Here is a 13,195-nt window from a genome sequence, read left to right as displayed (position 1 = left end):
TTAAAAATGTCATGATGTTTACATACTGGCTTGGCTTAATACGGTTTCATGATGCATTACAGAGCCATCTGGATTTCAGACGTACACCTAGGAACATCAGGGTGTCAGGCTAACTACCTCCTAGATTTTTTAAAACATAACGAAGCAGATAAGTTTTATCTTGTTGGCGACATTATCGATGGCTGGAGACTAAAAAAGTCATTTTATTGGCCTCAAGCTCATAACGATGTAGTACAAAAACTATTACGCAAGGCTCGCAAAGGTACTGAAGTAATTTATGTCCCGGGAAATCATGACGAGAGCGCGCGTCAATTTTTTGGCATGTCATTTGGCGATGTCAAAGTAGTGGAAGAAGTTATTCACACTACATTAGATGGAAAGAAACTCTGGGTTACTCACGGAGATCTGTTTGACGGTGTTATGCAGTACGCTAAATGGTTGGCCTATGTGGGAGACACCTTGTACTCCTTCATTCTTTACATTAATCGTTACTTCAATATGTTGCGAGTCAAGATGGGCTTGCAATATTGGTCACTATCGCAATACCTAAAGCATCAAGTTAAAAATGCAGTGAGCTACATAGCCGACTTTGAGCACATTATGGCCAGAGAAGCCCGCCTACGCGGCTGTGATGGCGTCGTTTGTGGTCATATTCATAAAGCTGAGATTCGTGAAATTGATGGACTTCTCTATTGCAATGATGGTGATTGGGTAGAAAGTCTAACTGCATTAGTCGAAACCCAGAATGGTGAACTAAAAATTATTCACTGGCCACACATTAAGGGTGAGCCAGTTGAAACCCCTGAAATTACCTTCCAACCTGCTATTGAGTTACTCATTAAAGAGGCTGTCTTATGAAAATTATGATCATCACTGATGCATGGGATCCCCAGGTTAATGGCGTAGTACGAACGCTAAAACAAACCCGTGCTGAATTAATAGCCATGGGTCATGAAGTAGAAATGATTACTCCCACAGGATTTAAATCTATTCCATGTCCAACATACCCCGATATTGCGCTTTCTCTGTTTCCAGGCAAGGAAGTGGCACGACGTATCAAAGAATTTGCTCCTGATGCGATGCATATTGCGACCGAAGGCCCCTTGGGATTATCTGCCCGCTCATACGCAGTAAAGAATAATCTACCCTTCTCTACCGCTTATCACACACGCTTTCCAGAATACGTCAAAGCTAGGACTGGTATTCCACTCGCAATAACTTATGCCTTCATTCGCTGGTTCCATGGTCCTTCTATGGCTGTTATGGCTCCAACCATTGTTGTCAAAGAAGATCTTGAGAAGTATGGTCTAAACAATGTCGTCCTTTGGTCGCGCGGTGTGGATTTAGATATCTTCAAAATGCAGGAGTCCAAGGCGCTGAACACTGCACACCCAATATTTTTATACGTTGGTCGAGTAGCAATTGAAAAAAATATCAATGCATTTCTAGAGATTGATTTACCAGGATCAAAGTGGGTAGTTGGAGATGGTCCAGCCATGGCTGGTATTAAAGAAAAATACCCAGATATTAACTATCTTGGCGTATTACAACAACATGAACTCGCTAAAGTTTATGCCGCAGCAGACGTATTTGTATTCCCAAGCAAGACAGATACATTTGGCCTCGTTTTGCTTGAGGCAATGGCTTGTGGCACACCTGTAGCCTCTTATCCTGTAACTGGACCAATTGACGTGCTTGGCAATTCCAAAGCAGGCGCCATGAATGATGACTTGAGAGTTGCCTGCTTAGAGGCCTTAAAAATTCCACGTGAAGTCGCACGAGCACATGCTGAAAAATTCTCATGGAGAGCTGCATCTGAAGAATTTGCTAAACATCTCAAGCCTGTGCCAAGTCCAGATGTCCATGTCACTGCAATTGCATAACAAGGAACGGCCTTGAACCCCCCATATCACATTGATCAAAACCCACACAAAGGAAATAGGGGTATTGCTCGTGCTTGGCATGCTGCAAAAAACTCTTGGTGCGGTTTAGTCTATGCTTTTCAAGAAGAAAGCGCCTTTAGACAAGAATTAACGCTATTTGTATTGCTTACTCCAATAGCCATATTCATGCCCATTAGCTATCTTGAGAAGGCATTGTTAATTGCTTCACTTTTAATGGTCTTGGTTGTGGAATTACTTAATTCCAGTGTTGAGGCTGCCATCGATCGCATCTCATTTGATCATCATGACCTCTCTAAACGAGCTAAGGATTTCGGCTCTGCAGCGGTCATGCTGGCCCTATTTATTGCTGTTTTGATGTGGTCTGCCGTCTGCATTCCGATTGTCTTTAAAGCGTCATAAATGCTCAATAACATCTTAAAAACTACATACAAGGCTAACTATGTCTGATATCCCGAATCCAATTGGCGCCTTTGAGATCTTCTCGCCAAAAAAGAAAAAAGATCCAAGTAAATCAAACCTAAATCCGATTAAAAAGCTTTCCAAAAAATTAGCTAAGAAACTATTTGGCAAGAAGTTTGCTAATAAAAGTCGTACTCAATTATCTCAAGTTGAAGAAGTTTCTGTTGTTACAAAGACAGTAAAGACAAAGAAACCTGCTTTTAAAATTGAATGGGCTAATAGTCCTGGTGAAGTGAAGGAAGCACAAAGACTTCGCTATAAAGTTTTCGCAGAAGAAATGGGTGCTAACCTATCTCAAAATGCCGAAGGTCTAGATATCGACGAATTTGATGCATATTGCGATCACTTATTAATTCGCGATCATGACTCTTTGAAAGTGGTCGGCACCTATCGTGTTCTGCCCCCACACAAAGCCCAAGAAATCGGGCGTCTGTACTCAGATTCTGAATTTGACCTTTCTCGGTTGAATCACCTGCGTCCGAAGCTGGTTGAACTTGGTAGATCATGTGTTCACCAAGATTATCGCTCGGGAGCTGTAATCATGGCCTTGTGGAGTGGATTAGCTCAGTACATGCTTAAAAATGGGTATGAGATCATGCTTGGTTGCGCTAGTATTCCTATGGCCGACGGCGGTCACTTTGCAGCTAGTTTATATAACTCACTTGGCAATGATCAAATGGCGCCAACTGAGTTCCATGCATTTCCTAGGCTCCCTCTTCCTCTTGACAAGCTTAATGGAGGCTTAGATGTAGATGCGCCCCCATTGATTAAAGGCTACCTCAAATTAGGCGCGAAGATTTGCAGTGCACCCGCTTGGGATCCTGATTTCAACACCGCGGATTTACTAACAATGTTGCGTCTCTCGGATATCAACCCACGTTACGCAAAACACTTCTTGGGTATATAACTCGTAGATAGCATCTTAAAATCAGCCGCTTTGACTAGAAGCGGCTTTTTTATTGTTAAATACAGGGCTTACTTTAAACTGACTTGATAGGATCTACCTACGCGCTCCCATTCAGTCGCTTCTTTTATCAGACTAAATTCGGTTAGAGGATGCTCAGTAGCCCACTCTTTAGAAAGGCTCACAAGATAGGAGCCATCGTGTTCGGAAACCTTAATTTTTGGAAGATTAGTGTCATTACGGCCTCGACATAGGACTTGAGCCAAGCGGAGACAAAACAGCATTCGCCAATCATGAAAGTTATGATTATTTGCCAACTTACCAAGCTTTCCAGTGTGGCCAATTAACAAGGCGGCAAGCCTTGCTTGATCATTCTTAGAAAACCCAGGCATGTCAGCATTTCCAGCAATATAGGCCGAGTGTTTGTGATAGCCATTGTGAGAAATAGAGAGTCCGATTTCATGCAAATTAGCCGCCCATTGCAATAAGGCAACGTTATCCGCCCTATTTTCTGCTTCAGGTTTTGGCAACTGTTGTAAAAAGTCCGCCGCAAGCTTTCCAACGCGATCAGCTTGGTCTCTGTCTACTGCGTAACGTTGCATGAACTGTTCAACAGTTACATAGCGCATGTCATGATGCTGGGATCGACCTAGGAGATCGTATAAGACACCGCTACGCAAAGCGGCATCCGTAACTTCCATTTCCTCAATGCCAAGCTCATCAAAAACTGCAAGCATGATCGCCAATCCGCCAGGCCATACTGATCGTCGGTCATCCTTAAGGCCAATCAGCTCAACTTGACTAACATGCTCATATTTCAATAAGTGCTTCTTGAGGGCCTTGAGGCCTTCGCGTGTAATCAGGCCACCGCTATCATTCGAACGACCATTAAGATCGTTTGCGGATATCAATTCTGCAAGCGCTCTTGCTGTACCCGATGAGCCAATAACCTGCTTCCAGCCACTATTGAGATAAGCCCCCGAAATAACCTGAATCTCGCGCCTAGCTGCAAGTTCTGCCTCCTTAAATTCATGGGCATCAATATTGCCTTTAGGGAAAAAGCGCATGCTATGAGAAACACAGCCGATATAAAGACTCTCTAAAAGCTTGGGCTCATAGCCCTTACCAATAATGAATTCTGTGGAGCCACCACCAATATCAACCACTAAACGATTGCCCTGTACTGCCTGGACTTCATGGGCGGCACCAATATAAATAAGCCGAGCTTCTTCAACGCCGGCAATCACTTCTATTGGGAAGCCTAAGGCCTCTTGAGCATCATTTACAAATTGCTGCGCATTCTTAGCAACACGCAAGGTATTGGTAGCAACAGCGCGGACATTAGCAGGATCAAAACCTCGAATTCGCTCTCCAAAGCGCTTAATAGCCGTTAGGCCTCTTTGATATGCGTCATTTCCGAGTAATTTATTTTCCGTAAGACCTGCTGCTAGACGAACTGATTCTCGAAGGGTATCTATGGGGCGAAGTTGAGTCCCGGAGGGTGTATTAACAGCCTGTGCGATGAGCATCCGAAAACTATTCGACCCCAAATCAACCGCTGCAACGAGATCTGCAGAGTTAAATAAATGGTCTACGGGATTACTTGCCAAAATCTTCCCCAAAAATGGAATGCTGCAATAAATATGTCTATTTTATGTAAAAACCATGACATATTCATGAAATAAGACAGCAAAGAGCATTGCCGGTGAAGTTGACGACAACTATGCGGCCAAATTTTGCTCGGGGCTATTGCAATCTTGAGTGCCAAAACTGCAGAGAATGCAGCAGTCGCCAGATTTAGGCTTCAAAATCGCGCTGCAGGAGCTGCAGCGAAAGAAATGATGGGTAAGTCCCGTATGCGTGGCAAGTAGCTCTGAAGCCTGGCAATGGGGGCAGGTAATAGTTGATTCTTGGTTATTTGTATTCACAGGGAAATATTGAACTGCAAATATTTCAATATTGTGTCAAAAGAATAGGAATCACTAATCTGTTGTACTTGGACTCCAAAAAGCCTGCGTGACAAATTCTTGATCAGCAATCTTAGCTATTAGTTTATCCATCTCATCTCCATCAACTGCTGAGGCAGTAAGCACCGCTTGTATCTCAACTTCATCACTACCAAATTGATGCACTTCAATGTCTTGAGTTTGGTATCCAGCCTCTTCTAAAGTCTTAATAAATTGCTTCAAAGCATGCTTTTGTGCATGCTTTGGCGTAATGATATAAACAGAATTGGTAACCTCGACCGATATAGTATCGAGCGGTTGGCGGTTGATGAATGTAACAACAGGCCGAAGAAGCGTGTTTGCAGCCAATACAAATAAGGTGGCCAAACCTGCCTCAAGAATTAAATCAGCGCCAGCACAAGCACCAACTGCACCAGATGCCCATAAAGTAGCTGCTGTATTAATACCACGAACATTCCCTTCTTCACGCATGATGACGCCGGCGCCCAGAAAGCCTATACCAGAAACAACATATGCCATGACGTGAACAGCTCCATCATGACCAGTAAGTCTATTTGCTGCATCAACAAATATTGCAGCTCCAATCGCAACCAGTATATTGGTTCGTAATCCTGCTGTTCTTTGCCGATACTGACGCTCTAAACCAATCAATCCTCCAAAGAGGAACGCTGCACCAAGACTGATAGCAGTATCTATTAATGAGCCATAGTTAATGTTATTTAAAGATTCCATGGAACGAAGTATTTATTTATTACCAAGACCCAATGACTCTGCCATTACTTTAAAAACTTCCGTGTTATCCATAAAGCCTTTAAATTTCTCTGATCCTGGGCCTTGGGCATTCAGTACGGCATCATCAGCGGTGTGAACACCAGACTCCTGGTGTGATGGTAAATTACCACCCACATGGATAGCATCTTCGTGCAGTTGCAAGTATTTAGGGTTGGCAACATATTTACCGTTTTCATCCTTGATGGAGGGGATAAAAGTGCCATCTAACTTTGGGTGAAGTGTTTCATAGTGATCTGGATAGTTTCCGTAGAAGAATGCCAGGCGCTTGGAAACATCAATCTGATTTGGATAGCCCTTAATATCTGCTTTAGGATAATTGGGATATCCAGCCTCAGCATAGATGCCAACCTTTTCACGCAGTGGTCCAGACTTCTCATCATGAACCACCCCGCTAATTGAGCCGCTATGGGTATGATCAGGAGTCACAATTATCAGCGTATCTGGATGTGATTTAGCAAAATCCTTTGCAATCTGAACAGCATTACTCAGCATAATAGTGTCAAAGGCCGCTCTTTCCCAATCAAGTGGATGGTTGAATTTATCAATTAAGGCCGCCTCTACCATTAAGAAAAAACCATTGGGGTTTCTAGATAAAACATCAATGGCCGATTGGGTCATCTCAGTCAAATCTGGCTGATTGGGATATTGTTCTACAGTATTCTTTTTTAAATACAAGCGATCTAATGAACCATCCATATTGTCTGGATGAAAAACTCCAAAGAGCTTCTTGGTATTTTTATTTGTAGCGGCCGCATTTAATTCTTGTTTTGTGAACGCTAGTTGGTATCCATCAGCCTTAAAGGCTTCAAGTAAATTTTTATCATCTTTGCGCTTAGATCCTTTTGATGACTGAGGATAAAAATACGCAGATCCTCCACCAAGAATCACTTCGGCACCACTGGCTAGGAGTTGATCTGCAATATATTGCTTATCAGCCCTACGACGGGTGTGAGCTACCATCGCACCAGGAGTTGCATCCTGTAATTCAGCATCCGAAACAATTCCAACTGACATCTTGGTTTTACGCTTGATGAGCTCAGCAATTGTTTCAACCTTGGGATGAGAAAGATTATCACTTCCACGTGATACGTAAACCCCCATAGCATTAACAGCTGTCTTATGACCTGTTGTATATGCGCTCATTGAGTTAGCGGAGTCTGTGATGAGGGAGTCAGAGCCTGATGTTCCAATCATGGCAGTCTGAGGCATATCGTCAAAAGATAATCTGCCTTGATATTTACCCTCTACGATTCCTTTAGATAAAACACGTGCTGCAGTTCTATTAGCAACAGTCATCCCATCACCAATAAATAAGATCACGTTCTTAACGCGACGTGGTCCACTTGGATAGACATCCCAGGTAGCTTGTAGGCTTTCTTGTGGCGTGCGAGCTACAACTTGATATTTTCCAGATTTGGGGATCTCAACGTCACGATATAGCAAGGAGCTACCTTTACCATTTTCACTTGATATAAAGTCTGGTTTGGTTAATATCAGCCTACTAAGTTGCACACCATTCATCTCAATGACAATGTCATTGAGATTAACGACAGAATTAAATTCCACCTTAATATCAAATTTTGAGCCAGCAAGAATAGACGCCTGATCAATTGGATATATGGTGGCTGCCTGAATTAAGCTTATGGTTGATGCTTGAAATATGAGAAATAGAGCACTTATTAAGCGGGATGCGTTCATGAGTTTAAGTAAAGATAAATTAGGTCTAATTAGACTATCTGCCTACAAAATGACAAATTGATGACTCAATTTTAGTTAGCGTTTTAGCCCCACTTTCTTGCCCGAAACCTTCAATTTTCCGCTTTTCACCGCTTTGCAAAACGCATCGAAGTCCTTTGCATTTTGTTTTGAATAGGATTTAGCAAACCCATAAAGCGCATCATTAAGACTCCTGGACTGTCCACAGTATCCAGCAATTAATGCTGCATCGCCCGAGCGGGCATGACCAAGCGCTAAGGCCCAGCCAAATAGTTTTGCATAGTCAGGGAAGTTTTTAAGAGAAACACCTCCGGCACCAACCCCAATTCCACCCTTCATATCGCGCAATTGACGCAAATAGAAGCCTTGACTCTTATTGATATCGTATTGAACTGCTCCATAATTTAAGAAGATGTCCGGGGCACCTTGAAGTAAATGTTGGCCAGCTACTACGCGTCGACCCATATCCCGATATATTGACTCGCCAAGATAAGGACTTAGGACTGATTTCTGTGCTTCCTTGTATTGCAAAAATAAGGGGTCATTTTCACTATCACCTTCAAAATAAAGAACCATGCAGTTTGTACCCACGCTTCCAATACCAACAACTTTTCTGGCGTAGTCTTTTAGCGAGTAGCGCTGAAATAAGATTTGACGATCCGCTAGTAAGGTGCTGGAATAATTTAATAGCGCCTTATCAATGAGATTTTTTAATGGCACACCGTAGGCATTCTTCTTAAAATGCTCAATTAGTGGGGGCTTATTAATAATCTTGCGATTCTTGCCAACCAAAGTAGTTAAGCTTTGGAGTACTTGAATATTCCCTTGTCCCTTGGTCTCCTTAAGGTAAACATCAAGTTTTTTTTGATGCTCTTTGCTGAAATGTTTACGTACATCTTTTTCGCCAATAAATTCTTGCGCTAAATCCAAGTACGGCATCTTCGCGTATTGCTCCATACGCTTTTGATATTCAGAGGCTATACGATAAACAAGCATCTTCCCAAGAGATTTATCGCCACCCATACTCTCAGAAGCAATCAAGGCGCTAGCAACTAGGCGCTTGATATCCCATTCCCAACTTCCTGGCAGAGTCTCATCAAAGTCATTAATGCCAAAAATAAGACGATGTTCTGCTGTGCCAAAAAAACCAAAGTTAGAGACATGCATATCGCCACATAACTGAACTGTAATATTGGTTATTGGCTGATTAGCAAGATCTTGGGCCATGATTGCAGCACCACCTCTAAAAAAGGCAAAAGGGGATTGCAGCATGCGTTCGTAACGAATGGGGATAAGCGATCCTATTCGAGTCTTTGCCTGGTCCTCCAATATAGTAATGGGATCAATTCTGTGGTTAGGTGGCGTGTATACACCCTGCTCTATATGGCTTACAACTTTTCGCAAAGCCTTTCCATCTGCCATTCGCTTTTGAATACTCGGGCGGGGATTTGCGAAGGATTCAACTGACCTTAGGGTTGCGAACTTTGGCTTTGCTTCAACAGACATTCATATCCTCACTGGGTTTTAACCAATATTAACCCGACACCAGAGGATTACCACCATGTCAAGTTAAGTAGTGCATTATTGTTCAGATAACATCATCAAGGCAAAGCGAGTATTTGGCATCAACCACAAATGCATTATTCGCAGCACCAGCCGTCTGATCTTTCTTATATGGCCGTTTTGAATCATTGATTCTCAGTAAGCGGTAGTTCGTGCCATTTTTTTGCACTGATGAAAGATATTTGTATAGATTCTGAGTCATTGAATACAAAGCCCAAGGAATTAATCTATACCATCCTACACAGTATATATTTCACTATTGTTAAGGTATGGACTGGCTTCATATACACTTGGTTTTAACTGCTGTTCTAATAAGGGAATCTATATGACGCAATTAGACATATATGGGACTATCACCCTACGGCTAAGCCTAGCACTTTTAGTTGGCGCCATTTTGGGGCTTAATAGGTGGCTACATCATAAATCAGCAGGCATTCGCACTCACTCTCTTGTTTCCATTGGGTCAGCTACAGCAGTTTTACTTATCAGCGACTTTGTTCAAGACGACGCTCAGTCGGTTAGCAGAGTATTACAGGGATTAATTACTGGCCTCGGATTCTTAGGAGCCGGCGTCATTATCCGAGAGCAAAGATCGCAGAAAATCCTTGGTCTTACTACTGCAGCAAGTATTTGGTCTTGTGCACTAATAGGCGCTGCTTTTGGCGCTGGTCAATTTGCCCTTGGGGGCATCAGCCTTGGGGCTATCCTTGTAACTCTGATTATGGGAGGCCCCCTAGAGAGGCTTGTTGCAAAGCTCAAAGGCGTGAGAAGATCCTCAGAAGTTACTGGCGACCAAGATTAACAGCCTTAGATCGCCTAATAATTCTGCTTTGTCATATTACTTTGATAGGATTGGTCATCATCTAATCCAATGGTTTAATAATCATGAGTAAATATCAATATGAAGATGCTGTAAAGCAACTACAAGAATCCGGCAGTATTGGGCTTGTTGATTTAAAGAGCCTACCCCATGATGACCTTGTAGAGCTATTTGAGGAAATTAAGGTTTGGTGTCTATATGCCAATGGAAAAGCCGATAAACTTCCAAAAGAATCCAAAAAGAAGAAGAAAAAGAAGAAAGAGTAAAGATTAGGCTGCTAGTCTGTCTTGAGGAAATCTTAAAAGAAATTTGCTCCCTTTTCCTGGGGTACTCTCAATAACCAACTGAGCCTGATGTCGGTTGGCAATATGTTTAACTATAGCCAAACCAAGACCTGTTCCACCCGTATCTCTAGATCTACTTCTATCTACACGGTAAAAACGCTCAGTTAGTCTAGACAGATGTTCAGATGCTATGCCGGGGCCAGAGTCAGTTACAGAAAACTCCCCTTGTCCCTGTTCATTCTGATTCCATGAGACATGAATAGCTCCAACTTCAGGGGTATAACGAATTGCATTCGACACTAAATTGCTAAATGCGGAAAGAATTTCTCTTTCATCGCCAAGTAAATTCATTGGCGAAAGAATGTCAAAACTAAGCGCATGTTTTCCTTGCGAGAGTGCTTCAGCATCATTTTTAATTAATGCCATTAAAGTTTCAACCTTTACGACTGTGTTGGAGGCTGGCAAGGCATTGGACTCCAAATTGGCCAAGGTCAGGAGATCCTCCACAAGGCTCTTCATTCTTTGGGCTTGCGCCATCATTAAATCAAAATATTGATCTTGCTGATCTTTCTGAAGCTCAAGAGATTGCACGGTTTCAAGAAAACCCATCAATACAGTGATTGGAGTACGCATCTCATGAGATACATTGGCGACGAAATCACGTCGCATAGCATCTGCATTTTGTAAATCAGTTACGTCTTGAATTAGCAATAGATGACGTTTTTGGCCAAATGGAAATGCTTGCAACATTAAAGTTAGCGAGCCATCAGTCCCCATTCGCTCCAAGAGCAATGGTTCATCAAATATGCGTTTATTCAGGTATTGCACAAACTCTGGACGGCGAATTAAAAAATTAATTCTTTGCATCACATCACGTTTGAATATCAACCCAAAAAAACGCTCTGCAATAGCATTACACCATTCGATCTGATCGTTATCATCAAGCATCACAATGCCATTTGGTGATGCTTGAAATGCTTCTATGAAGTGATCGTGTTGTTGTTCAATACTGCGAATGCGTTGTTTTAAGTTTCTAACAAGTCGCTGAAGCCTAAAGAATACCTCCTCCCAGAATCCACTTGGTAAGGGCATATTTTCAACGGTATCGGCTAGGATATATTTTCGAAGCCTAGCTAAATTAATATATGCGTAAACAAGCGGTATAGCAAGTACAGAGATTCCAGCGGCAATAGCGAATTCCACACCCCAGAATGTCAATACAACAAATGCGGCAATAAAGGCCATACAAATAATGACAAAAAAGCGGGTTAGCACAGATAACATGAGGCAATATTAGAGCATCTCCAGAAATTCATGGAGATTAATATAAAAAACGATAGATTGCTGCTTAGGATTCAGTCGGGGTCTTGGTAATGCGATACCCGCTACCACGTACAGTTTCAATATAGCGGTCACACTCATAAGGAGCAAGTGCAGCCCTCAAGCGCTTAATATGGACGTCTACTGTTCTTTCTTCGATATAGACTTCATTTCCCCATACTTTATCCAATAAATTGCCACGTGAATGAACGCGTTCAGGATTGGCCATAAAGAATTGTAATAAACGAAATTCCGTAGGGCCAAGAGCAATCGGTTTGGGATCAATGCTAGGCCATACAGCCACAACACGGTGTGAACTGGGATCCAATTTAAGAGGTCCAACGGTGAGTGGACCAGTATCCTCAATTGGGGCCTGTCTACGAAGTATTGCCCTTACTCTGGCCACAAGCTCTTTTGGTGAAAAAGGCTTAGTTACATAGTCATCAGCACCAGAATCTAACCCCAATACCTTATCAGATTCTTCACTTTTGGCAGTGAGCATCAGGATAGGTAATGCTTTAGTCCTGTCATTTGAGCGCAACTCTTTTGCAAACTGCACACCAGATTTTCCAGGAAGCATCCAGTCTAAGATAATCAAACTTGGCAACTGATCTTTCATCATACTTATGGCTAGATCAGTTTGCATTGCCTTTTCGACCTCATATCCTGCATGAGATAGATTAATCGCAATCAATTCTGCAATTGATGGCTCATCCTCAACTATGAGTATGCGGTGAGTCATGGCTGAAGGTTCCGTTATTGTCTATTAGCTTCGCGAACTAAATCTTCATGGGGGATATGACGAACATCAGATCCCTTGGCAATATAGATCACAAACTCTGCAATATTTTTGGCATGATCTCCGATACGCTCGATTGCTTTCGCGATCGTTAGCATATCTAGGCCAGTACTAATCATGTGTGGATCTTCGGACATGTACGTGATAAGTTTTCGTACAAAGCCCCTAAACTCCTCATCAATTTGACGGTCCTCTTGAACCACGTCAGCTGCTGCAATTGTATCTAGGCGAGCAAATGCATCCAAGCTACGACGGAGCAAAGAAATAGCCATCTGACCGGATAAGCGTATTTCGGCAACGTTAATGTTATGAGGCAAACCAGATTCAATTAAACGTTTAGTGCGCTTAGCGACCCTCTCCGCTTCATCACCAGCACGCTCAAGGTTGGTAATGGCTTTAGACACGGCCATGACAAGGCGTAAATCCCTGGCAGTAGGCTGTCTACGTGCAATTAATTCGGTGCAGGCGGAATCAATTTGAATCTCTAAGTCATTAACAAGCTTTTCGTTTTCAATGACTACATTGCAGGTATCGAGATCCATTTGCGTAAATGCACGCATAGCAGTAGCAATTTGCGATTCTACTAATCCACCCATTTCAAGTAAACGGCTGGACAGGGAATTGAGATCTGCGTCGAATTGTGATGATAGGTGCTTATCTGGCATGT

The 13,195-nt window shown here is 42.5% G+C and carries 15 protein-coding genes; 6 read left to right on the top strand and 9 right to left on the bottom strand.

Features of this window, described 5'->3' with window-relative positions; translation table 11 throughout:
• Positions 1–48: 48 nt before the first annotated feature.
• The 4 genes from A8O14_RS05010 to A8O14_RS04995 are packed head-to-tail and all read left to right on the top strand — an operon-like array spanning position 49 to position 3,270.
• Positions 49–858: a UDP-2,3-diacylglucosamine diphosphatase gene (locus A8O14_RS05010; RefSeq protein ID WP_068948518.1), complete on the top strand. Its 810-nt coding sequence runs from the start codon at positions 49–51 to the stop codon at positions 856–858.
• On the top strand, positions 855–1,883 hold the full coding sequence (locus A8O14_RS05005; protein WP_068948517.1) for a glycosyltransferase family 4 protein: 1,029 nt from the start codon (positions 855–857) through the stop codon (positions 1,881–1,883). Before A8O14_RS05010 ends, A8O14_RS05005 begins: the two co-directional genes overlap by 4 nt.
• A gap of 12 nt (positions 1,884–1,895) precedes the next feature.
• Positions 1,896–2,303 (top strand): diacylglycerol kinase, encoded by a 408-nt coding sequence (locus A8O14_RS05000; protein ID WP_068948516.1) that lies wholly within the window; start codon positions 1,896–1,898, stop codon positions 2,301–2,303.
• Between the two features lie 40 nt (positions 2,304–2,343).
• Positions 2,344–3,270, top strand: coding sequence for a GNAT family N-acetyltransferase (locus A8O14_RS04995; protein WP_082913103.1), 927 nt, complete (start codon positions 2,344–2,346; stop codon positions 3,268–3,270).
• Positions 3,271–3,338: 68 nt separating this feature from the next.
• On the opposite strand, the gene ppx is transcribed toward A8O14_RS04995, so the two are convergent.
• The 6 genes from ppx to A8O14_RS11745 form a co-directional block, all read right to left on the bottom strand.
• On the bottom strand, positions 3,339–4,877 hold the full coding sequence (ppx, locus tag A8O14_RS04990) for an exopolyphosphatase (protein ID WP_071608673.1): 1,539 nt from the start codon (positions 4,875–4,877) through the stop codon (positions 3,339–3,341).
• Positions 4,878–4,988: 111 nt separating this feature from the next.
• Positions 4,989–5,195 carry a GDCCVxC domain-containing (seleno)protein gene (locus A8O14_RS12005; protein WP_071608672.1) on the bottom strand — a complete coding sequence of 69 codons (207 nt, stop codon included), beginning with the start codon at positions 5,193–5,195 and terminating at the stop codon, positions 4,989–4,991.
• Between the two features lie 54 nt (positions 5,196–5,249).
• Positions 5,250–5,966 carry an MgtC/SapB family protein gene (locus A8O14_RS04985; protein WP_068948515.1) on the bottom strand — a complete coding sequence of 239 codons (717 nt, stop codon included), beginning with the start codon at positions 5,964–5,966 and terminating at the stop codon, positions 5,250–5,252.
• A gap of 12 nt (positions 5,967–5,978) precedes the next feature.
• The gene (locus A8O14_RS04980; protein ID WP_068948514.1) at positions 5,979–7,724 is read right to left on the bottom strand and encodes an alkaline phosphatase; all 1,746 of its coding nucleotides are present in this window, start codon (positions 7,722–7,724) and stop codon (positions 5,979–5,981) included.
• A gap of 75 nt (positions 7,725–7,799) precedes the next feature.
• The gene (locus A8O14_RS04975) at positions 7,800–9,164 is read right to left on the bottom strand and encodes a DUF2252 domain-containing protein (RefSeq protein WP_228385112.1); all 1,365 of its coding nucleotides are present in this window, start codon (positions 9,162–9,164) and stop codon (positions 7,800–7,802) included.
• A gap of 166 nt (positions 9,165–9,330) precedes the next feature.
• Complete coding sequence (locus tag A8O14_RS11745) at positions 9,331–9,507, bottom strand: hypothetical protein (RefSeq protein WP_161484807.1); 177 nt, start codon at positions 9,505–9,507, stop codon at positions 9,331–9,333.
• A 123-nt stretch (positions 9,508–9,630) separates the two neighbouring features.
• Between A8O14_RS11745 and A8O14_RS04970 the strand changes: the two genes are divergently transcribed.
• Together A8O14_RS04970 and A8O14_RS04965 are read left to right on the top strand one after the other, a co-directional pair.
• The gene (locus tag A8O14_RS04970) at positions 9,631–10,107 is read left to right on the top strand and encodes an MgtC/SapB family protein (protein ID WP_068948513.1); all 477 of its coding nucleotides are present in this window, start codon (positions 9,631–9,633) and stop codon (positions 10,105–10,107) included.
• An 83-nt stretch (positions 10,108–10,190) separates the two neighbouring features.
• Positions 10,191–10,391 carry a hypothetical protein gene (locus A8O14_RS04965; protein ID WP_068948512.1) on the top strand — a complete coding sequence of 67 codons (201 nt, stop codon included), beginning with the start codon at positions 10,191–10,193 and terminating at the stop codon, positions 10,389–10,391.
• A 3-nt stretch (positions 10,392–10,394) separates the two neighbouring features.
• On the opposite strand, the gene phoR is transcribed toward A8O14_RS04965, so the two are convergent.
• The 3 genes from phoR to phoU form a co-directional block, all read right to left on the bottom strand.
• Positions 10,395–11,693: a phosphate regulon sensor histidine kinase PhoR gene (phoR, locus tag A8O14_RS04960; protein WP_068948511.1), complete on the bottom strand. Its 1,299-nt coding sequence runs from the start codon at positions 11,691–11,693 to the stop codon at positions 10,395–10,397.
• A gap of 64 nt (positions 11,694–11,757) precedes the next feature.
• The gene (gene phoB / locus A8O14_RS04955; protein ID WP_068948510.1) at positions 11,758–12,471 is read right to left on the bottom strand and encodes a phosphate regulon transcriptional regulator PhoB; all 714 of its coding nucleotides are present in this window, start codon (positions 12,469–12,471) and stop codon (positions 11,758–11,760) included.
• A 14-nt stretch (positions 12,472–12,485) separates the two neighbouring features.
• A complete protein-coding gene (gene phoU, locus A8O14_RS04950; RefSeq protein WP_068948509.1) occupies positions 12,486–13,193 on the bottom strand; it encodes a phosphate signaling complex protein PhoU in 708 nt (235 codons plus the stop codon).
• Positions 13,194–13,195: the final 2 nt, after the last annotated feature.

Origin of the sequence: Polynucleobacter wuianus, from assembly GCF_001659725.1 — a bacterium.
Classification (GTDB): domain Bacteria; phylum Pseudomonadota; class Gammaproteobacteria; order Burkholderiales; family Burkholderiaceae; genus Polynucleobacter; species Polynucleobacter wuianus.
The sequence above is the reverse complement of the archived record's forward strand: the minus strand, read 5'-3'. Positions and strand labels throughout refer to the sequence as shown.

Coding starts and splice junctions, on each gene's coding strand:
- A8O14_RS05010 (WP_068948518.1), top strand. CDS start 49: ATGATGCATTACAGAGCCATCTGGATTTCAGACGTACACCTAGGAACA.
- A8O14_RS05005 (WP_068948517.1), top strand. CDS start 855: ATGAAAATTATGATCATCACTGATGCATGGGATCCCCAGGTTAATGGC.
- A8O14_RS04995 (WP_082913103.1), top strand. CDS start 2,344: ATGTCTGATATCCCGAATCCAATTGGCGCCTTTGAGATCTTCTCGCCA.
- A8O14_RS04985 (WP_068948515.1), bottom strand. CDS start 5,966: ATGGAATCTTTAAATAACATTAACTATGGCTCATTAATAGATACTGCT.
- A8O14_RS04980 (WP_068948514.1), bottom strand. CDS start 7,724: ATGAACGCATCCCGCTTAATAAGTGCTCTATTTCTCATATTTCAAGCA.
- A8O14_RS04975 (WP_228385112.1), bottom strand. CDS start 9,164: ATGGCAGATGGAAAGGCTTTGCGAAAAGTTGTAAGCCATATAGAGCAG.
- A8O14_RS11745 (WP_161484807.1), bottom strand. CDS start 9,507: ATGACTCAGAATCTATACAAATATCTTTCATCAGTGCAAAAAAATGGC.
- A8O14_RS04970 (WP_068948513.1), top strand. CDS start 9,631: ATGACGCAATTAGACATATATGGGACTATCACCCTACGGCTAAGCCTA.
- A8O14_RS04965 (WP_068948512.1), top strand. CDS start 10,191: ATGAGTAAATATCAATATGAAGATGCTGTAAAGCAACTACAAGAATCC.
- phoR (WP_068948511.1), bottom strand. CDS start 11,693: ATGTTATCTGTGCTAACCCGCTTTTTTGTCATTATTTGTATGGCCTTT.
- phoB (WP_068948510.1), bottom strand. CDS start 12,471: ATGACTCACCGCATACTCATAGTTGAGGATGAGCCATCAATTGCAGAA.
- phoU (WP_068948509.1), bottom strand. CDS start 13,193: ATGCCAGATAAGCACCTATCATCACAATTCGACGCAGATCTCAATTCC.